General features: G+C 70.2%; 18 protein-coding genes. 10 read left to right on the top strand and 8 right to left on the bottom strand.

Features of this window, described 5'->3' with window-relative positions; all coding sequences use genetic code 11:
- Positions 1 to 443: 443 nt before the first annotated feature.
- Together MKK67_RS21495 and MKK67_RS21500 are read right to left on the bottom strand one after the other, a co-directional pair.
- Positions 444 to 1,358 (bottom strand): neutral zinc metallopeptidase, encoded by a 915-nt coding sequence (locus tag MKK67_RS21495; protein ID WP_243969705.1) that lies wholly within the window; start codon positions 1,356 to 1,358, stop codon positions 444 to 446.
- A 130-nt stretch (positions 1,359 to 1,488) separates the two neighbouring features.
- Entirely contained in the window at positions 1,489 to 2,370 is an 882-nt protein-coding gene (locus tag MKK67_RS21500) for a uracil-DNA glycosylase family protein (protein WP_243969238.1), read from the bottom strand.
- Positions 2,371 to 2,652: 282 nt separating this feature from the next.
- Here MKK67_RS21500 and MKK67_RS21505 point away from each other — a divergent pair, with 282 nt between their 5' ends.
- Positions 2,653 to 4,326 carry an electron transfer flavoprotein-ubiquinone oxidoreductase gene (locus MKK67_RS21505; protein WP_243969240.1) on the top strand — a complete coding sequence of 558 codons (1,674 nt, stop codon included), beginning with the start codon at positions 2,653 to 2,655 and terminating at the stop codon, positions 4,324 to 4,326.
- Between the two features lie 155 nt (positions 4,327 to 4,481).
- On the opposite strand, the gene MKK67_RS21510 is transcribed toward MKK67_RS21505, so the two are convergent.
- A complete protein-coding gene (locus tag MKK67_RS21510; RefSeq protein WP_243969242.1) occupies positions 4,482 to 5,267 on the bottom strand; it encodes a DUF3800 domain-containing protein in 786 nt (261 codons plus the stop codon).
- A 619-nt stretch (positions 5,268 to 5,886) separates the two neighbouring features.
- Between MKK67_RS21510 and MKK67_RS21515 the strand changes: the two genes are divergently transcribed.
- Both MKK67_RS21515 and MKK67_RS21520 read left to right on the top strand, forming a co-directional pair.
- Positions 5,887 to 7,755, top strand: coding sequence for a tetratricopeptide repeat protein (locus tag MKK67_RS21515; RefSeq protein ID WP_243969244.1), 1,869 nt, complete (start codon positions 5,887 to 5,889; stop codon positions 7,753 to 7,755).
- A gap of 257 nt (positions 7,756 to 8,012) precedes the next feature.
- A complete protein-coding gene (locus MKK67_RS21520; RefSeq protein WP_243969246.1) occupies positions 8,013 to 9,686 on the top strand; it encodes a formate--tetrahydrofolate ligase in 1,674 nt (557 codons plus the stop codon).
- A gap of 403 nt (positions 9,687 to 10,089) precedes the next feature.
- Here the strand turns inward: MKK67_RS21520 and rnhA are convergent, their stop codons facing one another.
- The 4 genes from rnhA to MKK67_RS21540 form a co-directional block, all read right to left on the bottom strand.
- Complete coding sequence (gene rnhA, locus MKK67_RS21525; protein ID WP_243969248.1) at positions 10,090 to 10,563, bottom strand: ribonuclease HI; 474 nt, start codon at positions 10,561 to 10,563, stop codon at positions 10,090 to 10,092.
- Positions 10,564 to 10,570: 7 nt separating this feature from the next.
- The gene (gene thrB, locus MKK67_RS21530) at positions 10,571 to 11,536 is read right to left on the bottom strand and encodes a homoserine kinase (protein WP_243969707.1); all 966 of its coding nucleotides are present in this window, start codon (positions 11,534 to 11,536) and stop codon (positions 10,571 to 10,573) included.
- 239 nt (positions 11,537 to 11,775) lie between these two features.
- Positions 11,776 to 12,777 (bottom strand): 4-hydroxy-3-methylbut-2-enyl diphosphate reductase, encoded by a 1,002-nt coding sequence (gene ispH / locus MKK67_RS21535; protein WP_243969250.1) that lies wholly within the window; start codon positions 12,775 to 12,777, stop codon positions 11,776 to 11,778.
- 132 nt (positions 12,778 to 12,909) lie between these two features.
- Positions 12,910 to 13,755, bottom strand: coding sequence for a C40 family peptidase (locus MKK67_RS21540; protein WP_243969252.1), 846 nt, complete (start codon positions 13,753 to 13,755; stop codon positions 12,910 to 12,912).
- Positions 13,756 to 14,076: 321 nt separating this feature from the next.
- Here MKK67_RS21540 and MKK67_RS21545 point away from each other — a divergent pair, with 321 nt between their 5' ends.
- Entirely contained in the window at positions 14,077 to 14,409 is a 333-nt protein-coding gene (locus MKK67_RS21545; RefSeq protein ID WP_243969254.1) for a hypothetical protein, read from the top strand.
- Positions 14,410 to 14,703: 294 nt separating this feature from the next.
- On the opposite strand, the gene MKK67_RS21550 is transcribed toward MKK67_RS21545, so the two are convergent.
- Positions 14,704 to 15,414, bottom strand: a complete 711-nt coding sequence (locus MKK67_RS21550) for an MgtC/SapB family protein (RefSeq protein WP_243969255.1) — start codon at positions 15,412 to 15,414, stop codon at positions 14,704 to 14,706.
- Positions 15,415 to 15,740: 326 nt separating this feature from the next.
- Between MKK67_RS21550 and MKK67_RS21555 the strand changes: the two genes are divergently transcribed.
- The 6 genes from MKK67_RS21555 (at position 15,741) to MKK67_RS21580 (ending at position 21,408) form a co-directional block, all read left to right on the top strand.
- Entirely contained in the window at positions 15,741 to 16,742 is a 1,002-nt protein-coding gene (locus MKK67_RS21555) for an AAA family ATPase (protein WP_243969257.1), read from the top strand.
- 236 nt (positions 16,743 to 16,978) lie between these two features.
- Entirely contained in the window at positions 16,979 to 17,836 is an 858-nt protein-coding gene (locus MKK67_RS21560; RefSeq protein ID WP_313899036.1) for a DUF58 domain-containing protein, read from the top strand.
- 36 nt (positions 17,837 to 17,872) lie between these two features.
- Positions 17,873 to 18,337, top strand: a complete 465-nt coding sequence (locus MKK67_RS21565; RefSeq protein ID WP_243969261.1) for a DUF4381 family protein — start codon at positions 17,873 to 17,875, stop codon at positions 18,335 to 18,337.
- On the top strand, positions 18,334 to 19,362 hold the full coding sequence (locus MKK67_RS21570) for a VWA domain-containing protein (protein WP_243969264.1): 1,029 nt from the start codon (positions 18,334 to 18,336) through the stop codon (positions 19,360 to 19,362). The genes MKK67_RS21565 and MKK67_RS21570 overlap by 4 nt, the downstream gene beginning before the upstream one ends.
- A gap of 166 nt (positions 19,363 to 19,528) precedes the next feature.
- Positions 19,529 to 20,458: a VWA domain-containing protein gene (locus MKK67_RS21575; protein ID WP_243969266.1), complete on the top strand. Its 930-nt coding sequence runs from the start codon at positions 19,529 to 19,531 to the stop codon at positions 20,456 to 20,458.
- Entirely contained in the window at positions 20,458 to 21,408 is a 951-nt protein-coding gene (locus MKK67_RS21580) for a tetratricopeptide repeat protein (RefSeq protein WP_243969268.1), read from the top strand. Before MKK67_RS21575 ends, MKK67_RS21580 begins: the two co-directional genes overlap by 1 nt.
- Positions 21,409 to 21,483: the final 75 nt, after the last annotated feature.

Genomic DNA, 21,483 nt, shown 5'->3' on the forward strand with positions numbered 1-21,483 from the left:
GAAAGCGATGGGCTCGCTTCAACGATTGCGGGAGGTCCAGGCCAACGCGAAGCGGCTGAGCAAGGGCTGACGCGGGATCGAGGCGGATTTCACATACGGAGTTTTCCGCCAAGCGTTTGAATCACAACGCTTTCCCCTTCCCCCTCTGCCTACGGACTACACAGGTTTCGACCGTAGCCGTGATCATGCCGTGGGCGCAGAAGGCGCGGGTTCCCTCTCCCATGCGGGAGAGGGACAGGGTGAGGGATGCGACCTCTCCGGAAAGACCTGATCCCTCACCCCAACCCTCTCCCACACGGGAGAGGGGGCGCGGCGCGGTCTGCAACAGCGCTTGTGCCTTAAACCAGTCTAAACCGTAGCCCCCCTCTGCGGGGGAGGGAGAGCGCGCATCTCTCGCCGGTCCAAGCTCCTTCAGAACCAGGGAAGCGACCCGAACAGCCGTCTCAGTTGTTCGCCGTCCGGAACGTGTCGCAGGCCTTGGTCTGGCCGCTCTTGAAGCCGGCGGTGAACCAGCGCTGGCGCTGGGCCGACGAGCCGTGGGTGAAGGAATCCGGCACCACGTAGCCCTGCGAGCGCTTCTGCAGCGAATCGTCGCCGATCTGGGCGGCGGCGTTCAGGGCCTCGTCGATGTCGCCCTGCTCCAGCTCGGCGTATTTGTCGTTGGAGTTCTTCGCCCAGACGCCGGCGAGGCAATCGGCCATCAGCTCGATCCGCACCGACAGGGCGTTCGCCTCGGTCTTGCTGGACGCCTGCTGCTGGCGGGCCTGGACCTTGCCGAGGATGCCGAGCACGTCCTGGACGTGGTGGCCGACCTCGTGGGCGATGACGTAGGCGTAGGCGAAATCGCCCTTCACGCCGAACTTGGTCGCCATCTCCTTGAAGAAGCCGGTATCGAGATAGACCTTCTTGTCGAGCGGGCAGTAGAACGGCCCCATGGCGGCTTGGGCCGAGCCGCAGCCCGAGCGGGTGCCGCCGGTGTAGAGCACCAGGGTGGTCGGGGTGTATTGCTTGCCGGTCTGCTGCGGCAGGATCTGGCTCCACACGTCCTCGGTGTTGCCCAGAATTTTTGACGCGAACCGGCCGCTCTCGTCCGTGGGGGCCTGGCGCCGCTTCGCCTGGGTCTGCGGATCGGCCGGCTGCTCCTGCTGGCTGCCGCCGCGGCCGCCGATCTGCTGGGCGCCGCCGATCAGGATCGCCGGGTTGATGCCGGTGAAGTAGCTGATGATCAGCAGCACCACGATGGTGCCGATCCCGAGCCCGCCCGCGCCGCCGCCCGGGAAGCCCATGCCGCCACCGCCGCCGCCCTCACCGCGGCGATCTTCGACGTTGTCGGAGCTGCGTAGATCGTCCCAGCGCATGGTCCCGCCCTGCATGCCGCGCAGCAGGGCGCGGTCCTAACTGTGCATCGCCTCGTGTCCGAAAGCCGGCAGACACCGTTCGGGACGAAGCTCTAATGACGGGAGGGAACGCCCGGTTCCGCGCCCACGGTCAAGCTTTTCCGTCGAGCAGGGCGCGCAGAGCCCGGAAATCCCGCCAGGCCAAGCGCTTCTGCACCGGCTGGCGCAGCAGGAAGGCCGGGTGGAGGGTGGCGAGCAGCTTCGCCTCGCGGGTCGGCAGCTTGTAGGGGAACAGCCGGCCGCGGGTGCGCAGGATGCCGTCCTTGGTGCCGGTGAGGGTCTGGGTCGCGGGAGCGCCCAGGCAGACGATCACCTCCGGGTCGACCAGCTCGATCTGGCGCTCCACGAAGGGCCGGCAGACCGCCACCTCCTGGGGGGTCGGGTTGCGGTTGCCCGGGGGCCGCCAGGGCACGATGTTGCCGATATAGGCGCTGGTCCGGTCGAGGCCGACCGCCGCCATCATCTTGTCGAGGAGCTGGCCCGACCGGCCCATGAACGGCTTGCCGATCCGGTCCTCGTCGGCCCCCGGCGCCTCGCCCAGAAACATCACCCGGGCTTCCGGATTGCCATCGGCGAAGACCAAGTTCTTGGCGGTGAAGCGCAGCGGGCAGGCGTCGAAATCCGCCAGGATTTTTTCCAGCTCGTCGAGGCTCTTGGCCTCGCGCGCCCGGGCGCGGGCGTCGATCGCTGCCTCGTCCGGCTGGGCGCTCGCCGCGCGCCCGAAGGTCCGGGCCGGGGCCGCCGGCGGCGGCGAGCCCGGGGGAGGGACGAGGCTGTTCGGCTGGGCCACGGGCCGAGGCGCCGCGGCCGGGCGGCGGGGTGCCCGCAGGGTCGGGGCCGGCGTGTCGGCCTCGCCGAACCGGTCATGCGGCTGCTCATCGAGAGCCGCGTCGGCGCCGGCCTCCACGTGGAAATCGAGATAGGCGATGAGGTCGGCTTGCGCGTCGTTGGGGCTCGGCATGCTGATCAGCATGTGGGGCGCTCGATGCCTGTGGACAACTCTTGAAACCCGCTCGACGACAAGGACTTGCGTGACCGAACGGCGCGGCTCCCAGCGCTATGCCGCGCCCGAAGGGAACCGCCGAGTCGCCCCGACCCCGTCCGCAGGCCCCACCCATGCGGCATAGGGGAGCGTTCGCTCAAGTCCGGGCCTCAGCACCTTGCCTTTCTAGCTTAGAATCGCTTGAGACGGCAGAACATCATGCCCACCCGGCAACGGATCGGGCATAGCGACAAGAAAACAGGAGGCTCGACGATGGCGCTGCCCGAACGCGAAAGCATGGATTTCGACGTGGTCGTGGTCGGCGCCGGCCCAGCCGGGCTCGCCACCGCGATCCGCCTGAAGCAGCGCGCGGCCGAGATCGGAGAGGACATTTCCGTCGTCGTGGTGGAAAAGGGCTCCGAGGTTGGCGCCCACATCCTGTCGGGCGCGGTGATCGACCCGAACGGCCTCGACCTGCTGGTGCCGGACTGGCGCACCGATCCGGAGCGGCCGCTGAAGACCGAGGTCCGGCGCGACGAGTTCATGATGCTGACCAAGAACAGCGGCGTGACCCTGCCGAACGTGTTCTTCCCCAAGCTCATGTCGAACCACGGCAACTTCGTCGGCTCGCTGTCGAACGTCTGCAAGTATCTGGGCGTCCAAGCCGAGGCGCTCGGCGTCGAGATCTATCCGGGCTTCCCGGCCTCCGAGGTGCTGTTCGACGAATCCGGCGCGGTGGCGGGCATCGCCACGGGCGATCTCGGAATCGGCAAGTCGGGCGAGCCGCGCGACGACTACACCCGCGGCATGGAGTTGCGCGGCAAGTACACGGTGTTCGGCGAGGGCGCCCGGGGCAACCTGACCAAGGGCCTGGTCCAGCGCTTCTCCCTCAACCGGCACAGCGACCACCAGAAATACGGGCTCGGCGTGAAGGAGCTGTGGCAGCTGCCGGATTCCACCTTCGAGCCGGGGCTGGTGCGCCACACGATGGGCTGGCCCCTGCCCAACAAGGCCGGCGGCGGCTCCTGGCTCTACCATTTCGACGACAACCTGCTCTCGGTCGGCTTCGTCACGCACCTGAACTACGAGAACCCGACCCTGTCGCCGTTCGAGGAGTTCCAGCGCTTCAAGACCCACCCGATGATCGCCGACACCTTCGCGGGCGCCAAGCGCATCGGCTATGGCGCGCGCGCCATCATGGAGGGCGGCTGGCAATCGGTGCCCAAGCTCGTCTTCCCCGGCGGCTGCTTGGTCGGCTGCTCGGCGGGCTTCGTCAACGTGCCGCGGATCAAGGGCTCGCACAACGCGGTCCTGTCTGGGATCCAGGCGGCGGACGCCATCGCGGACGCCCTGAAGGCCGGCCGCGCCGGCGACGAGCTCACCGCCTACGAGGCCGGCTGGCGCGACAGCCCGATCGGGCAGGACCTCAAGGCCGTGCGCAACGTCAAGCCGCTCTGGTCGCGCTACGGCACCCTGGTCGGCGTCGGGCTCGGCGGCATCGACATGTGGACCACCAGCCTGCTCGGCACCTCGCTGTTCGGCACGCTCAAGCACGGCAAGCCGGACCATGCCTGCCTCAAGCCGCTCTCGGAGGTGACGCCGATCACCTACCCCAAGCCCGACGGCAAGCTGACCTTCGACCGGCTCTCCTCGGTCTACCTCTCGAACACCAACCACGAGGAGGACCAGCCGCCGCACCTCAAGGTCCGGGACATGGAGCTGCAGAAGCACTCCGAGCACGACATCTACGGCGGCCCCTCAAGCCGCTACTGCCCGGCCGGCGTCTATGAATGGGTCGAGGACGCCGCCGCCAGCGACGGCGTGCGCTACCAGATCAACGCGCAGAACTGCGTCCACTGCAAGACCTGCGATATCAAGGACCCGAACCAGAACATCGACTGGGTGACGCCGGAGGGACCGGGCGGGCCGAACTATCCGAATATGTGAGGGGGGCCGATACCTATCGGCCGTCTCGCGCGCTCCCTGTTCGTTTGACAGGACAGGCGGGCGGACCCATATCTTCGCTATCAGCCGGCAGCGGGTTTGGGTCACCGAGCCCCGGCGCTTCCCACGGGATGGCGCGCCGGTTGACCCCCGTTTTTTCAGGGAAACACTTTTCGTCCGACCGTCAGGGCGTCGAGCTTTCGTCCGATCTGATGGATCGCCTTCTTGCTGGGCGCGGCATCGAGCTGCGCTTCACGCCATGTCGGCCAGGGAACGTTGGTCAGACTAGCGGCCCGGAAATCCTGGATCAGCCTCTGTTCCTGTCGATAATATTTCAGTGAAAAATACGCGACAATATCGACGCATTGGATGAGTCGGTTATTCGTCGATTGGACAAAATGAATCGAGTCCACGATCGAACTGATCTGGGTCGGCCGCCAGCCCATATTGGTGCCGCTCAGCTTGAAGATTTCAAGATCGTCGATCAGCTTCTGCTCTATTTCCTTGTTCTCGTCGGCGACCAGCAGCCCGAGTTTCGGCTCGGCGCGACTCAACCAATCTTCCAGGCGCTCGACCAAGAACAGGAATGCCATGCGATGGGGATGGCGGCTGGAATGGAGCTTCATCTTGTCCACGGCCGCCCACAGGACCGCCACGTCGTGCGCCGCGAGGGCGTCCAGGATATCGTGGATGCAGCCGATCCGTTGGTCTGGCCTGATCCCCTTGAAGAAGCCGTTGCCGCCGTACAGGTCGGCGGCATGCAATTCGAAGCCCTCCGTCAGAACCAGGACGCCGAAGCGGGCCTTTACGATTTCCCGGACGGCCATCTCGATCGCGCGAATCCGGGACTCGTGGACACACAGGGCCGCGATGAGGTGAATCGGCTGATCGGGGTCCTTGCGGGCGCCGGTGTTGCCGGATTCGTCCAAGTAGATGAGGTGCATGCCCCGAGCTTAACGGTGGAGACGGACCAGCCACAACGATGCAAGAGTTGAAGCAAGAGGCGAGGTATGACGCGCCACGTTGATTCCGAGACGGCGTAGGCGCGAGGACTCCGGCAGGATCGCGCAGGTGTCGAGCGCGACTTACGGGCGCGCGCTGTAGCGATCTTGACCGAGCATCAGACCGGCTTTCTCGCACCGCGGGTCCTCATCGAGCCGTTTCGCAATCTCGATCCGGCTGCCTCGGCCCGTCTGGAACTCAAGCTTGCGGAAGCCGCGTGAGAGATTGCCGGTCTCGATATCCCTGTGCGCGTGCCCAGCCTCGCGACGAACACGCTTCCAGCGATGCTTCCCAGCAAAACTCTGCCCGATCTGCTCGCCGCGGGCGGCAGCGTTGTCGCAGCAAGCGACGAGGGCCCGCGAGGGTACGAGCCTGACAGAAGTGCACGAGTCCGAGGACGACGGCTACCGAGCCTGCCTGACCCCGACAGCCCCCCGCGCCATCCTTTCGCCTTGCGGGGCTGGCGGGATGAGTCCAGTGTCCCCAGCGATTTTCGGGGACGCCCCGCCATTCTCGCGCCCGGCCCTTAGCGGGCCGGCGCCCAGGAGCCGCGACCGGTTCATGATGACAACACGCGCCCGCCGGAGCGTCTCGGCGCTCGCCCTGATGCTCGCTGCCGGTCTGCCCCAGACCGTTCTGGCCGCCCAGCCGCGCGAGTCGGCCCCGCTGCTCGAATACGAGCCCGCCGAATCCCTCGAGGGCAACTTCCTGTCCGCCTACATCGCGGGTGCCGCCCGGGACACGGCGGCGGCGGCAAGCTTCTACCGCGAGGCGGTCAAGGCCGATCCGCGCAACGCCGAGCTGGTCGAGCGCGCCTTCATCTCGCTCTTGGCCGACGGCGCCCTGCCGGACGCGTTCCGGGCCGCCGAGAAGCTGATCGCGCGCGATCCCACCAACGGGCTCGCCAACCTCTCCCTCGGGGTACGCCAGATCAAGGCCGGCCAGTGGGCCGCCGCCCGCCAGAATTTTTCCAGAAGCGGCCGGGGTGCGGCCACCGACCTGACCGCGACCCTGCTGACGGCCTGGTCGTATGCCGGCGCCGGCGACGGCAAGAAGGCGCTGGAGACGGTCAACAAGCTTCGGGGTGAGCGCTACTACAACACCTTCCGCGACTACCATGCCGGCCTGATCGCCGCGGTGATCGGCGACAACGCCGAGGCCGAGCGGCGGCTCAAGGCCGCCTACGAGGCGGACCGCAACACCCTGCGCATCGTCGACGCCTATGCTCGGCTCGAGGCCAGCCTCGGCCGCACCGACCTGGCGATCCAGGCCTATTCCGATTTCGACCAGCTCTCGCCCCGCCACCCGCTGGTGCGCGACGCCCTGGACAAGCTCAAGGACGGCAAGCCGCTGACCCGGCTGATCGGCACCGCCCAGGAGGGCGCCGCCGAGGTGCTGTACGGGCTGGGCTCGGCGGGCTCGACGCAGGGCGACGAGCTGCCCGCGGTGATCTACCTGCGGCTGGCACTCTACCTCGCCCCGGACCACGCGCTGGCCCGGCTGACGCTCGCCGACACCCTCGACCGGATGAAGCAGACCGAGCGGGCCAACGAGGCCTATGCGCAGATCCCCGCGACCTCGCCGCTCAAGCTCAACGCCGACATCCAGATCGGCCTCAACCTCGAGCAGATGGGCAAGGGCGACGAGGCGCTCGCCCATCTCGACGCCGCCATGAAGGCGCATCCGGACGACATCGACGTGATCACCGCGCTCGGCAACGTCCAGCGGGCGCGCAAGAAGTATGAGGAGGCGGCCGCCACCTATACCCGCGCCATCGACCTGATCGGCGACCGGCCGCTGGCGAATTACTGGACGACCTTCTACTTCCGCGGCACCGCCTACGAGCGCGCCAAGCAATGGCCCAAGGCCGAGGCCGACCTGAAGAAGGCCCTGTCCCTGGTGCCGGCGAGCCAGCCGGCCGCCAAGGCGCAGGTGATGAACTACCTCGGCTATTCCTGGGTCGACCAGAAGATCAACATCGACGAGGCGTTCAGGCTACTGCAGCAGGCCGCCGATGCCAGCCCCCGGGACGGCATGATCGTCGACAGCCTCGGCTGGGCCTATTACCGCCTCGGCCGCTGGGACGACGCGGTGCGCGAATTGGAGAAGGCGGTCGAGCTGAAGCCCGGCGACCCGACCATCAACGACCACTTGGGCGACGCCTATTGGCGTGCGGGCCGGCGCCTCGAGGGCAAGTTCCAGTGGCAGCACGCCAAGGACCTGAACCCCGAGCCGGACGATCTCGCCCAGATCAACGACAAGCTGAAGGACGGTTTGCCGGAGATCGAGAAGCCGACCGCCACCGCCGAGACCACGTCGGCCCCGGTTGCCGCCCCGCACAACGCCGAGAACCCGGAACTGCCCAAGGGCGCCCCCCAGCCGCACGAGGCCCCGGGCGCCGCCGACAAGGCCAAGAAGTCCGGGGGCTGACGGCTCCCGGCAGCCGCCGCCGGAGGGCGCATCCTCTCCGCGCCGGCAAGACTAATTTGTCGGCCGGCTCATAAAAATCGACGGGCGTTTTCGTCCGGTTTGACGCACAGTGCTGCCGCTGCGCGTCGGGCGGCCTCGCCGTGCGACCGCGTCCGCGCGAGACCGGCGCAGGCAGGACACCGCGAGGCAAGATCCCCGTACGATAACAGTCGGCGGGTGGGCGGGCGCCGTGCCCGCAGAGCCAGGGAGGAACGCCCATGCCGTCAGATATCGAGATCGCCCGCGCCGCGACCCTGAAGCCGATCGCGCAGGTCGCGGAGAAGCTCGGCATCCCGGATGCGGCGTTGCACAATTACGGCAAGCACATCGCCAAGCTCGACCACGGCTACATCGCCGGGCTGGAAGGCCAGAAGCCCGGCAAGCTCGTGCTGGTGACGGCGATCTCCCCGACGCCCGCAGGTGAGGGCAAGACCACCACCACGGTGGGCCTCGGCGATGCCCTGAACCGCATCGGCGAGAAGACCATGATCTGCCTGCGCGAGCCCTCGCTCGGCCCCTGCTTCGGCATGAAGGGCGGGGCGGCCGGCGGCGGCAAGGCGCAAGTCGTGCCGATGGAGCAGATCAACCTGCACTTCACCGGCGACTTCCACGCCATCACGTCGGCCCACAGCCTCGCGGCGGCGCTGATCGACAACCACGTCTACTGGGCCAACGAGCTCAACATCGACGTGCGCCGGATCCACTGGCGCCGGGTGGTCGACATGAACGACCGGGCCCTGCGCCAGATCAACCAGTCGCTCGGCGGCGTCGCCAACGGCTTCCCCCGGGAGGACGGGTTCGACATCACGGTCGCCTCCGAGGTGATGGCGGTGTTCTGCCTCGCCAAGGACCTCGCCGACCTGGAGGAGCGCCTCGGCCGGATCGTCATCGCCGAGACCCGGGACCGCAAGCTCGTCACGCTCAAGGACGTGAAGGCCACCGGCGCCATGACGGTGCTGCTCAAGGACGCCCTGCAGCCGAACCTGGTGCAGACGCTGGAGGGTAACCCGGCGCTGATCCATGGCGGCCCGTTCGCCAACATCGCCCATGGCTGCAACTCGGTGATCGCCACCCGGGCCGGCCTGCGGCTTGCCGATTACACGGTGACCGAGGCCGGGTTCGGCGCCGATCTCGGCGCGGAAAAGTTCCTGGACATCAAGTGCCGGCAGGCCGGCCTGACCCCCTCGGCGGTCGTGGTCGTGGCCACGATCCGGGCGCTCAAGATGCATGGCGGCGTCGACAAGAAGAGCCTCGGCTCCGAGAATATCGGCGCCCTGGAGAAGGGTTTCGCCAACCTCGCCCGGCACGTGACCAACCTGCGCGGCTTCGGCCTGCCCGTCGTGGTGGCGGTCAACCACTTCTACGCCGATACCGACGCCGAGCATGCCCGGCTCAAGGAGCTGTGCCGCGAGCGCCTCGACGTCGAGGCGATCACCTGCCGCCACTGGGCCGAGGGCGGCGCCGGCGCCGAGGACCTGGCCCGGGCCGTGGTGCAGCTCGCCGCTGCCGAGCCGGCGCCGCTCCGCTACGCCTACGAGACCGAGGCGCCGCTCACGGAAAAAATCCGGGCGATCGCGACCAAGCTGTACGGCGCCGCCGACATCCAGATCGAGAGCAAGGCGGCGGGCAAGCTCGCCACCTTCGAGAAGGACGGCTACGGCCACCTGCCGATCTGCATGGCCAAGACCCAGTACTCGTTCTCCACCGACCCGAGCCTGATGGGCGCCCCCGAGGGCCACGTCGTCGGCGTGCGCGACGTCCGCCTCTCGGCGGGCGCGGGCTTCGTGGTGGCGATCTGCGGGGAGATCATGACCATGCCGGGCCTCCCCCGAGTCCCGGCCGCCGACACGATCCGGTTGGATGCCGATGGGCAGATCGACGGGTTGTTCTGAGCGGGAGCGCTCAGGCTGCGCCTCCGCCGGGCTTGTCTGGATGCGGAACGTCGTTGGGATGTGGTACGTCGGGCGATCAAAGCCTACGCTTGATCAAACCCTACGCTTGGCGGTTCGAAGATGTGCGCCGCCGGTCTGCCAGGAGGGCTCGTTGATGCTCGCCATCCATCCCCGGCCCGCACCACTCTGGCTGTCCGCGCTGAGATCGCCCGCCTGGCGATCGCTCCGGCGCTTAGCCTGATCCAGCTCACACGACCGTCCGCCGATCTGCAAACACGCATCCCCAACCCAAAGCGCAAACGACAACAAGCCGCCCATTACCATAGGCGATGGATATCTTAGTGCCTGTGGGGCAGAGCCCCGATACCCCGCCAAAGGGCTGAGCCCTTTGGGAACCCTGATCTCAGCGTCGCTTGAACGGCAGCATCGCCGCCACGGCGAGCGCGTCGACCCGGTTGTTCAGCGGGTCGCTGGCATGGCCCTTGACCCAGTGCCAGGCCACCTCGTGGCGGGCGTTGGCCGTGTCGATCCGGCGCCAGAGGTCCTCGTTCTTCACCGGCTTCTTGTCGGCGGTGCGCCAGCCCCGGGCCTTCCAGTTGTGGATCCAGCTGGTGATGCCCTGGCGCAGGTACTGCGAGTCCGTGAACAGATCGACCCGGCAGGGGCGCTTGAGCGCCTCCAGGGACTCGATCGCGGCCAGGATCTCCATGCGGTTGTTGGTGGTGTGCGCCTCGCCGCCGGAGAGCTCCTTCTGGGTATCGCCGAAGATCAGGATCGCGCCCCAGCCGCCCGGGCCGGGATTCCCCGAGCAGGCGCCGTCCGTGTAGATCTTCACCCGCGTCGGCTCGGCCGCGGTCTCGGTGACGTCGTCGCTCATTCCATCCTCAAGCCTGCCGCCCGTAATCCCGCGCGTCCTGCGCCTGGCGGTGGAACGTCAGCCGGCGATCGAACTCCCGCGGATCCTTGGGCTTCACCAGGGCGCCGGGCGGCACGTTCAGCCAGTCGACCAGGCGGGTCAGCATGAAGCGGAGCGCCGCGCCCCGGCACAGGATCGGCAGCGCCGCGACCTCCGCGGGCTCCAGCGGCCGCACCGCCTCGTAGCCGGCAATCAAGGCGGCTGCCATGTCCCGGTGGAAACGGCCGTCGGCCTCGAAGCACCAGGCGTTGAGGCAGACCGCGAGGTCGTACGCGAAGGCGTCCGTGCAGGCGAAGTAGAAGTCGATCAGCCCCGACAGGGCATCGCCGATGAAGAACACGTTGTCGGTGAACAGGTCCGCGTGGATCACCCCGCCCGGCAGATTTTGGGGCCAGGCGGATTCGAGCAGCGCGAGGTCGGCGCGGGTGCGCTCCGCCAGCCCGGGCTCAACCGAATCGGCCTGGGCCTCGGCCTGGGCGAAGAGCGGGCGCCAGGAGGCCACCGAGAGGCTGTTCGCGCGCACCATCCCGAAATCGGCGCCGGCGGCGTGGAGTTCGGCCAGCGCCCGGCCGAGTTCCCGGCAATGCCCGACGCCGGGCGTCTTGACCGAGACGCCCTCCAGGAAGCTGACGATGGCGGCGGGCCGTCCGCAGAGCTGGCCGAGTGCCGTGCCGGCCCGGTCCCGCACCGGCTGCGGGCAGGCGAGGCCCCGGGCCGAGAGGTGCTCCATCAGCCCGATGAAGAACGGCAGGTCGCCCTCCCGCACCCGCTTCTCGTAGAGGGTCAGGATGTAGGAGCCTTGGGTGGTGTGCAGGAAGAAGTTGGAATTCTCGACGCCCTCGGCGATGCCCTTGAAGGAGAGCAGGCTGCCGATGTCGTAGGCAGACAGGAACTCGGAGAGCGCCGCGTCGGATACCTCGGTGTAGACGGCCACGTGATCGCGCTCGGGTTCGGGATTCTTTTGGGAGTTGGGATCGCCGATGAGCGGTACGGTCCCGGTCTTCCGACCCACCCCCTCATCCTGAGGTGCTGCGCAGCAGCCTCGAAGGAGGCCTCCAGATATCACAGCGGCCCCTGGAGGGCTCCTTCGAGGCCTCCGCTGCGCTTCGGCACCTCAGGATGAGGGGGTTGAATGGGATAAGCCCCCTTTGAGGGGAGGCTGGATCCTGGGGCTTACTCGGCGGCTTCGCTGCGCAATTCGCGCGGCAGCGGGAAGACCATGTCCTCGACCACCGTCGAGACCGTGTCGACGATCACGTCGTAGCGGGCGGCGAAGGCCTCGATGATCTCCTCGACCAGCACCTCGGGGGCCGAGGCCCCGGCGGTGAGGCCGAGCTTGCGGATGCCCTCGAAAGCCGGCCAGTCGATCTCCTCGGCACGCAGCACCAAGCGGGTGATCGGGCAGCCGACGCGCTCGGCGACCTCGCGCAGGCGCTGCGAGTTCGAGGAGTTCGAGGAGCCGACCACGATCAGGGCGTCCACCAGCGGGGCCACCTGCTTCACCGCCTCCTGGCGGTTGGTGGTGGCGTAGCAGATGTCGTCCTTGTGCGGCCCGGTGATGTTCGGGAATTTTTTCTTGAGCGCCTCGACGATGTGGCGGGTGTCGTCGACCGACAGGGTCGTCTGGGTGACCCAGGCGAGGTTGTCGGGATTCTCGGGGGTCAGGGCCTGGATCTGGTCCAGATCCTCCACCAGGGTGATCGAGCCCTTGGGCAGCTGGCCCATGGTGCCGACCACCTCGGGATGGCCGGAATGGCCGACCAGCAGCACGTGGCGGCCGCGCTTGTGATGGATTTCGGCCTCGCGGTGGACCTTGGTCACCAGCGGGCAGGTGGCGTCGATGGTGGTGAGGCCGCGGGAATCGGCGTTGGCCGGCACGGTCTTCGCGACGCCGTGGGCGGAAAAGATCACCGGGGCGCCGCTGTCGGGCACCTCGTCGAGTTCGCGCACGAACACGGCGCCCTTCCGCTTCAGGCTCTCGACCACGTACTTGTTGTGGACGATCTCGTGCCGGACATAGACGGGCGGTCCGTAGAGGGCGAGGGCCCGCTCGACCACGTCGATAGCCCGCACCACGCCGGCACAGAAGCCGCGGGGGGCACAGAGCAGGATCTCCAGCGGCGGCTTGCCGGTGGTGCCCTGAACGGGCGCGAGGGGCGCGAGGTCTGCGGTCATGGGGGCGATGTGGCGAGGGCGGGGCTGTCCTGTCAACGGTCCTGGACTGCGAACCGGGCAGGAAGACGACCGCGGAGCGCCTCTGTAGCACGTTTGCCGCGCAATTTGGACCCGGGCGCCCCAATCCGTGATCTAGAGTCTTCGGATTCCGGTCACGGCGCCGAAACTGTTCTCCCGGATCCGGGCGACCGCGCCGGCCAGCGGCTCGACCGCCACGGCCATGTGGTGGCCGTTGGCATGGATCAGCGTCTCGGGGTCGCGCATCAGCCCGACATGGCCGCGCCAGAACACAAAGTCGCCCCGGCGCAATCCGTCGAGGGCGAGGGGCAGCGCGTGGCCTAAAGACCGCTCCTGCATGTCGGCGTCGCGGGGGCAGGGCAGGCCGGCGGCGTCGAGGCACAATTGGACGAGGCCGGAGCAGTCGAGCCCGAGGCTGGTGCGCCCGCCCCACAGATAGGGAACGCCCACGAGCCGCTCGACCGTGGCGACGTAGTCCGGCTCGTGCTGCGCCAGCGGAGCACAGTGACTCGCATAGACGTAGCCGCCGGGCGTCTCCAGGTAGGCCCCCGCCTCCCCGGTGACCACGAGGCGCGCGCCCAGGCTGAGATGCCCGCGCACCGGCCGCTTCAGGTCCGGCTCGGGATACAGGAAGGTGCGCAACGCCGTGACGCGATGGCTCGGCTCGGGATCCGCCGGGCCGAGGCAGGCGGCGGGCAGATAGCCGACATAGCCATCCCGGACGAGCTGCACGAAGGCGAAGCCGTCCTGCTCGGCGTAGAGATCGACCGCGTCGCCAAGCAAAGCCTCGGTATCGAGCCCGGCCTCCGGGGTGGGCGCCCGGCGCAGCGGCGCGACCGGGGCGACCACCCGGCGCGGCGTGGCGGTGACGAAGCGCTCGGCCGTGACCCGGCCGCGCAGGCGCAGGTCGGCGACGTCCGGGCGTGCCGGGGTGAGGCGGGGATCGAGCGATTCGGTCATGGCGGTGAGCTTAGCGCATCCGCGCTTTCCGAAAGGCAGCAACCCGCATTCGGGCGGCGGCTCGGCGCGTTCGCCGGGCAGCTCGGGAGCCGATCGCGATCTCCGTGTGGCGTCCGGCGCGGGCGCGCGCTATTATGCCGCAGCGCGATGCCGGCGGCTGGCCGGATGATTTCCGCCCTGGGGAAACGAGCCGCTGGCATGCCTGACGCTCAGGTTCCGTGGTGAGGCATGTTCCCGGGACGGGCGGCCGCCGATTTTGATGCACTGCACAACCCGCCGGGAAGGCGCTATGTCTTGCCCATGATGACCGCGAGTCGCCCCGTGAAGAAGACGCAGAAGAGCTTCGCCGACCTGCCGCCGATCCGCGTGCGCCGCGAGCCGCCGACGGTGAACGAGGCGGTCGCCGCCGCCCAGGACCTGTCCGACGATGTCGAGCAGCAGGTCGAGATCGCCGCGGGCCTGATCGGTCTGCCGGCCGACGAGGTCCGCCCGCACGTCCTGGCGGCTAAGAAGGCCAAGCCGGAGCGCGCGCCGGAACGGATCCTGACCCATGCGAGCCCGAGCCGGGCGCCGCGCACCGTGGTGGTCGAGCGCCGCACCCGCCCGACCGTAGTCATCGAGCGCCGCAGCCGGCCCCTCGCCCCGCCGCGCTGACGGGACCGTCTGGTTCTCCAAGCCTGTTTGCCCCAGCCGTCCCTACCCTCGACCTGAGGTGCCCGCGCCAGCGGGCCTCGACGGAGCCCTCCAGCCGGCCGCGCGATCCCTGGAGGCCTCCTTCGAGGCCGAGCGATCTTCGATCGCCCGGCCCCTCAGGATGAGGGGAAAGACGAGGGGATCCGTCGCCTGAAACGGTCGTTCGAGCGTGAACGCGACATCGACAGGCTCTCACTGGGACTCGTCGGCACCCTTCGCGGTGACGCGGGCCCAGCGGCAAAAATCCCAAAAAGATCAATCGGCGGTCTGGACCGACCAGGTTGCGTGGCGGATGCCCGGGGCCTTGGCGAGATCGGCCGTGACGGCATCCAGCTCGTCCGCCTTGACGGCGCTGGCGGTGAGCGTCGCGACCACGTCGACCGCGCCTTCGCCGCGCTCCTCCACTTCGACGTTGCTGACCGGATAATTCGCCGCCTCCAGGCGCTCGACCAGCAAGTCCTGGGCGGGTCCGGCCTCGCCCGGCGCCGTGGTCACCTGGACCTCGTAGGTCGCCTCGGTCGAGGATTCGCGGATCGGCGCGCGGTTGATGGCGTTGACCAGCGGGCGGAGCGCAGTGTTGCAGGTCAGCACCGTGACGGTGACGAACACGGCCTCCAGCGGCAGGTCGGCGCCGCAGAACGCGCCCACGGCAGCGGAGCACCACAGGGTGGCGGCCGTGTTGAGGCCGCGCACGTTCATCCCCTCCTTCATGATCACGCCGGCGCCCAGGAAGCCGATGCCGGAGATCACGTAGGCCACCGTGCGGACCCCGCCGTCCGGGCCGGTGAGCCGCATGCCGAGATCCACGAAGGCCGAGGCGCCAATCGCCACCAGCACCGCCGTGCGCAGTCCGGCGGTGCGCTGCCGGTACTGCCGCTCGGCCCCGATCGCCGTGCCGAGCACGAAGGCCACGATCAGGCCGATGCCGGATTTCAGTTCCTCGGGGAAGGCGGCGTAGCTGGTCATGCCGGTCTCTTGCGAGCGGAGAGGTGACGAAACCGTGACATCATGGCCAGCTTGGCGCGTCGTCCTGGGCATCGGACCCAGGATGACGCGCCAGGCTTTTGATTTTCCATCATCTTTTTCCGAAAGCCGGCGACCGCCTTTCGGGAGGATGCTCTGCCCCAACCAAAGGGGGAACCCACCGGGATTGACGGCCCTACCGGGCAGCGGGCACACCGGCTGCAACCTGAGGATCCCATGAGAAGACGGGACCCGGCCGAGGAGACGTGCAGGATGCAGGACGCGGCCCCCGCGGCAGGAGTTTTTCTCCGCGCACGAGCGTTTCCCGCATGAGCAGCGCCCTCGCCGAAAGCCGGCCCGTTCTCGCTCCGGATGCAGCCTTGCACGGGCGGGTCATGGCGCTCCGTGACGGGCTAGAGCGCGGCCTGATCGGCAGCACCGGCCTGGTTGAGCGTCTGCTGATCGGGCTGCTGACCGGCGGCCACCTGCTGATCGAGGGCGCGCCCGGTCTTGCCAAGACCCGCGCGGTCAAGCGGCTCGCCGACGGGCTCGACGGCTCCTTCGCGCGCATCCAGTGCACGCCGGACCTGATGCCGGCCGATCTCACCGGCACCACCGTCTGGCGCCAGGACAGCGGCAGCTTCGAGTTCCTGCAGGGGCCCCTGTTCCACGCCCTCGTGCTGGTGGACGAGGTCAACCGGGCCCCCCCGAAGGTCCAATCGGCCCTGCTCGAGGCGATGGCCGAGGGGCAGATCACGGTCTCCGGGCAAACCCACCCGCTCGCCGATCCGTTCATGGTCGTGGCGACCCAGAACCCGATCGAGCATGCCGGCACCTTCCCGCTGCCGGAGGCGCAGCTCGACCGCTTCCTGCTGCATGTCGTGGTCGAGATGCCCGACGAGGCCACCGAGCGGGCGATCCTCGACCTCGTGGAGGGCGAGATCACCCACCATGTCGAGGCCATGCCGGTGCGCCTGTCGCTCGCCGACGTCCGCGCCGCCCGGGAGGCTGCGCTCGCCACCTACGTGTCGCCGGCGCTCAAGGATTATCTGGTCCGCCTGGTGGCGGCGACCCGTACCGACGCGGCGGCCCCGGACCTGCGGGCGATGATCGAGCACCCCGCCTCGCCGCGCGGCACCCTGGCGCTGATGATGGCCGGCAAGGCCCGGGCCTGGCTGCGCGGCCGGGACCACGTCACCCCGGAGGACGTCACCGAACTCGCCCGGGACGCGCTCTCCCACCGCATCGGCCTGACCTGGCGGGCGGCCGCCGAAGGCAAGACCGCCCGCGGCCTGGTCGGCGAGCTGGTGCAGCGGGTGCGGGCGCTCTGAGGGTGTTCGGGTTCGGAAAAGCGCACCGCCCATCCCCTCCCCCCTCTGCGGGGGAGGGTACCCTGCGGAGCAGGGGGGGAGAGGGGAGCGCCGCATCCGGACAGGGCGCTCCCCTCTCCCGACGCGGCCTGACGGCCGGCCCACCCTCCCCCGCAGCGGGGGGAGGGAAGAGCGCGCGTTTTGAGAGTGCCGCCCCATCCCAAATGAACGGCATTCATCTCTCGGGCGAGGCGCTGATGGGCCTGCGCCACCTGGCCCGACGGGGCGCGGCGCCCGCCACCCGGACGCTTGCCGGCCTGCCCGGCGGCATCGTCACGAAGCGGCGCGGACGCGGCTCCGAGCCGGAGGATGTGCGGCTCTGGTCCGAGGGTGACGACCGCCGGTTCATCGACCGCAACGCCACCGCGCGCACCGGGCAGCTGCACGTGCGCACCCACCACGACGAGCGCGACCGCGCCGTGGTGCTGCTCGCCGATTTCCGACCCTCGATGCTGTTCGGCACCCGCCGAGCCCTGCGCTCGGTGGCCGCCGCGGAGGCCCTGGCGCTGCTCGGCTGGCGGGTGGCGGCCGATGGCGGCCGGGTCGGCCTCGCAGTGGCGGCCTCGGGAGCGCCGACAGTGCTGCGGCCGGCCGGCGGCGAGCGCGCCATGATCGCGGTAACTGGGGCCCTGGCCCAGGCGCATGCGAACGCCCTCGAGACGGCCGGCACCGCCCGCTCCGACGCGCCCTTGGAATCGACCCTCGGGCTGGCCCGCAGCCTGCTGCCCGCCGGCGGCCACCTGGTCATCGCCAGCGCCCTCGATGCCCCCGGCCCGGGCTTCGACGAGACGCTCACCCTGCTGGCCGAGCGGGTCGCGATCCGGCTGATCCTGGTGAGCGACGCCTTCGAGCGCACCCGCCCGCCGGGCTTCTATCCCTTCGCCCTGGCGGATGGCCGCCGCGGCACCGCGCTCCCGGCGGTGCTGCCGGGCGAGACCGCCGAGGCCCGGCTCGCCGATTATGCCCGCCGGGGCATCGCCGGGGTGCGCCTCGACGTCGAGGCCGGCCCCGAGGCCTACGCGCCGCTGATGGAGCGCCTCGATGCGGTGCTGTGAGGCCGGAACCCATCTTCGCCGTCCGGGCTCGGCGCGATGAATCCCGTCGCGATCGCCCCGTCCCTCGACCAGCTCCGCGGCCTCCACCTGCCCGGGGGCGCCGCCGGGGCGGTGCAGGGCGAGATCGTCGCGGCGGCGGCTTTGGGCTTCCTCGCCGCCCTGCTGGTCGGGCTCGTTCGCTATCTGCTCGGCCGGGCCCGGCCGAGCCTGCGCCGGGCGGCGCTGGCCGAGCTCGCCGGCACCCGCGCCCTCGATCCGGAGTCCCGGCTCGTGGCCCAGGCCCGCCTGCTGCGCCGCCTCGCCCGGACGCTCGCAGGGGACGAAGCCGCCCGGGAAACCGGCGCGGCCTGGGCCACCCGTCTCGATGCGCTCCTGGCTACCGACTTCTTCACGCGAGGGGCCGGCCGGGTCCTGGCCGACGGGCTCTACCGGCGCCAGACGCCCGACCTCGACGGGCTCGACGCCGAGCTGGGCCGCCTGATCGGACGGTTGCGGCCATGAGCGGCCTCCTCCCCGCCTGGCTCGCCGCGCAGCTCTCGGCCTTCGACCTCGCGGCGCCCTGGATCCTGCTGGCTTTGCCGCTGCCGCTGCTCGCCGCGCGCCTGCTCCCGGCCGAGCCGGAGGGGGGCAGCGGCGCCCTGCTGGTGCCCGGGACCCTGGTCGGCACGGCCCGCTCCGGCGCCGACCTCGCCGCACGGGGCCGCCGCCGCGCCGCCCTGGTCTGGACCCTGTGGGCGGCCCTGGTGATCGCGCTCTCCGGCCCGCGCTTGGTGATGCCGGCCGCCGCGCTGCCGGCCTCGGGCCGGGAGATCATGATCGCCATGGACCTGTCCGGCTCGATGGAGCGGCGGGATTTCGCGCTGGACGGCGAGACCGTGAACCGCCTCACCGCGGTCAAGCGCGTCGGCACCGACTTCATCCGGCGCCGGGCCGGGGACCGGATCGGCCTGGTGATCTTCGCCGACCAGGCCTACGTGGCCGCCGCCCCGAGCTTCGACACCGCCGCGGTCGCCCGTGCCCTCGACGAGGCGACCATCGGCATCAGCGGCCGCTCCACCGGCATCGGCGACGGCCTCGGCCTCGCCCTGCGCCGGCTCGATCCGAAGGACCCCGCGACGAGCGCCGACGGCGCGGCGGTGCCTTCGGCGAAGGCGGTGATCCTGCTCTCGGACGGCGCCAACAATGCCGGCCAGACCGCCCCCAAGGACGTGGCCGCCCTGGCCAAGGAGCTGGGCATCAAGATCTACACGATCGCCCTCGGCCCCCGTGACATGGCCGATGCCGATGGCGAGCAGGACGTGGTCGACACCGAGACCCTGCGCGACATGGCCCAGGCCAGCGGCGGCGAGGCGTTCCGCGTCCGCACCACCGAGGATCTCGTCCGGGTCGCCGACGCCATCGACCGGCTGGAAGGCGGCCGCGCCCTCGCCCCACCGCTGCCGCTGCGCCGGGATTTTTGGCCTTGGCCCGCCGCCTTAGCGCTCGCCGCCGCCGCGGCCCTGCTGGCGACCCGGAGGGGGGTATGAAGCATCCGAACACCGCCTCCCCAACCCACGCCCTCATCCTGAGGTGCCGCGTCAGCGGCCTCGAAGGAACGCTCCAGCCAGCCGCGCGATCCCTGGAAGCCTCCTTCGAGGCCTCCGCTGCGCTCCGGCACCTCAGGATGAGGATGCGGGCGGGAGGACAGCCCGCATGAGCGCCCTCGATGCCTTCGCGTTCCTGCGCCCCTGGTGGTTCCTGGCGATCCCGGTCGTAGCCCTGCTGGCGCTCCGCGCCGCCTGGCGGGCGGCGCCGCTGGGCGATTGGGGGCGGGCGGTCGATCCGGCGCTGATGGCCCATCTCGCCCGCGCCGGCGCCGTGCTCGGCGGAAAACGGCAGGCGAACCGGGCCGCCGCCCTGGCGGCCGGGGCGATTGCCCTCGCCCTCACCGGGCCGGCGGTGGAGCGCCAGGATACCGAGACCTTCCGCAACCTCGACGAGACCGTGATCGTCCTGGACCTCTCCCGCTCGGTCACCGAGGGCGGGAACCTCCAGGGCGTCCGCCAGGCCGCCGCCGCGATCGCCGAGGCCGCCGGCACCCGGGCCGTGTCGCTCGTCGTCTATGCCGGCGACGCCTACCTCGCCGCCTCGCCGACAACCGACCGGGACAGCTTCGGCACCACCCTGTTCGCCCTCGACGCCGACACCGTGCCGGATCGCGGCAGCCATCCCGAGCGCGGGCTGGCGCTGGCCCGCCGCACCCTGGCGGAGGCCGACGTGGTCGCGGCCGACGTGGTGCTGATCACCGACGGCGACGGCATCGGCGCGGCGGCCGACCGGGAGGCCCGGGCCCTGGCCGATCGCGGCTGGCGCCTCCAGGCCCTGTTCGTCCCGGCCGACAAGCCGCTGCCGCCGGGCGCTCCGAAACCCGACCGGGCCGGCCTGGATGCGCTCGTGCGCGCCGGCGGCGGCCGAGTCGCCGACATTGCCGAACCTGGCCCAGTGCTCGACGCCGTCGGGGCCGGGACCGCCCAGCATCTCGCCGCCGGCGGCTACGGCGTGCTGGCCTACGCGGATCTCGGGCGCTGGCTGCTGCTGCTCGCGGCCCTGCCGGCCCTGGCCCTGTTCCGCAGGAGCGCGTGATGAAGCGGTTTTTTCCCAAGACCGGCCTCCCTAAGACCAACCTCCCTAAGACCGGCCTCGCCTTTCCGATCCGCGCCGGCCTGCCTGCCGGCTGGCGACGGTTCGCGCGGATGGCCGGGCTGGCGCTCGCCGGCCTCGGCCTCGTGGCTTTGCTCGCCGTCTCGCAGCCCCGCACCGGGTTCGGGCGCTTGTTGATGGCGCTGGGCCTGCCCGGGCTCGCCGCCGACCTGATCGTCGATCCGGCCTGGCGCGCCGCCGCCCTGTACGAGGCCGGCCGCTACGGCGAGGCGATCGCGCTGTTCCGCACCGGCGGGCGGCGGGCGCGCTACAATCTCGGCAACGCCCTGGCGCGCGCGGGCGACCTCGACGGGGCCCTCGCCGCCTACGACGAGGCCCTGCGCTTCGACCCACGCGATGCCGATGCGCAGGCCAACCGCTCCCTGGTGGCCCGAATGCAGGCCGAGGTGATCGACCGCGGCCCTGGCGGCGGCATCGCCAACGGCACCGCGCAGTATGGCGCCCGCTACAACAACACCGCCAACCAGGACCCGAACAACGACATCAACGCCGCCTCCAGCGGCGAGGGTCTGGCCGGCAACAAGGAATCCAACGCCAGCGCCTCGCTGCCCGGCAACAGCAAGGTCGCCCGCCGCGGCAAGGCCGAGCAGCAATCGATCGACGCCGGCAAGGGCCAGGCCCGGGGCTCGGCCGGCGACGCCGCCGGGCGCGGCCGCACCGGGGGCGGTTCGGCCATGGTCGCGGAGGCGCCCGAGCGCGAGGTCCGCCGGGTGACGAAGAGCTTCGAGGCCCACGAGATCCGCCCCGACCGGCTCTGGCTCCAGACCCTGCCGGACGATCCGGGCCGGTTCCTCAAGCTGCGCCTGCGCGCCGAGCAGACCCGCCGGGTCGAGGCCGGCACCGCCATCCCGGCCGGGAGCAACCCGTGGTGATTTTTTTTGGGATTTTGGCGCGCGTCCTCCCTCCCCCCTCTGCGGGGGAGGGTACCCTGCGAAGCAGGGGGGGAG

The sequence above is a fragment of the Methylobacterium sp. J-072 genome (genome assembly GCF_022829425.1).
In the GTDB taxonomy this organism is placed as follows: domain Bacteria; phylum Pseudomonadota; class Alphaproteobacteria; order Rhizobiales; family Beijerinckiaceae; genus Methylobacterium.

Bases quoted from the DNA above. Each gene is read 5' to 3' on its own strand.
- MKK67_RS21570 (WP_243969264.1), top strand. From the start codon at position 18,334: ATGAGCGGCCTCCTCCCCGCCTGGCTCGCCGCGCAGCTCTCGGCCTTC.
- MKK67_RS21565 (WP_243969261.1), top strand. From the start codon at position 17,873: ATGAATCCCGTCGCGATCGCCCCGTCCCTCGACCAGCTCCGCGGCCTC.
- ispH (WP_243969250.1), bottom strand. From the start codon at position 12,777: ATGACCGCAGACCTCGCGCCCCTCGCGCCCGTTCAGGGCACCACCGGC.
- MKK67_RS21550 (WP_243969255.1), bottom strand. From the start codon at position 15,414: ATGACCAGCTACGCCGCCTTCCCCGAGGAACTGAAATCCGGCATCGGC.
- MKK67_RS21540 (WP_243969252.1), bottom strand. From the start codon at position 13,755: ATGACCGAATCGCTCGATCCCCGCCTCACCCCGGCACGCCCGGACGTC.
- MKK67_RS21575 (WP_243969266.1), top strand. From the start codon at position 19,529: ATGAGCGCCCTCGATGCCTTCGCGTTCCTGCGCCCCTGGTGGTTCCTG.
- MKK67_RS21515 (WP_243969244.1), top strand. From the start codon at position 5,887: ATGATGACAACACGCGCCCGCCGGAGCGTCTCGGCGCTCGCCCTGATG.
- MKK67_RS21555 (WP_243969257.1), top strand. From the start codon at position 15,741: ATGAGCAGCGCCCTCGCCGAAAGCCGGCCCGTTCTCGCTCCGGATGCA.
- MKK67_RS21500 (WP_243969238.1), bottom strand. From the start codon at position 2,370: ATGCTGATCAGCATGCCGAGCCCCAACGACGCGCAAGCCGACCTCATC.
- MKK67_RS21560 (WP_313899036.1), top strand. From the start codon at position 16,979: ATGGGCCTGCGCCACCTGGCCCGACGGGGCGCGGCGCCCGCCACCCGG.
- MKK67_RS21505 (WP_243969240.1), top strand. From the start codon at position 2,653: ATGGCGCTGCCCGAACGCGAAAGCATGGATTTCGACGTGGTCGTGGTC.
- MKK67_RS21520 (WP_243969246.1), top strand. From the start codon at position 8,013: ATGCCGTCAGATATCGAGATCGCCCGCGCCGCGACCCTGAAGCCGATC.
- MKK67_RS21580 (WP_243969268.1), top strand. From the start codon at position 20,458: ATGAAGCGGTTTTTTCCCAAGACCGGCCTCCCTAAGACCAACCTCCCT.
- MKK67_RS21510 (WP_243969242.1), bottom strand. From the start codon at position 5,267: ATGCACCTCATCTACTTGGACGAATCCGGCAACACCGGCGCCCGCAAG.
- MKK67_RS21495 (WP_243969705.1), bottom strand. From the start codon at position 1,358: ATGCGCTGGGACGATCTACGCAGCTCCGACAACGTCGAAGATCGCCGC.
- rnhA (WP_243969248.1), bottom strand. From the start codon at position 10,563: ATGAGCGACGACGTCACCGAGACCGCGGCCGAGCCGACGCGGGTGAAG.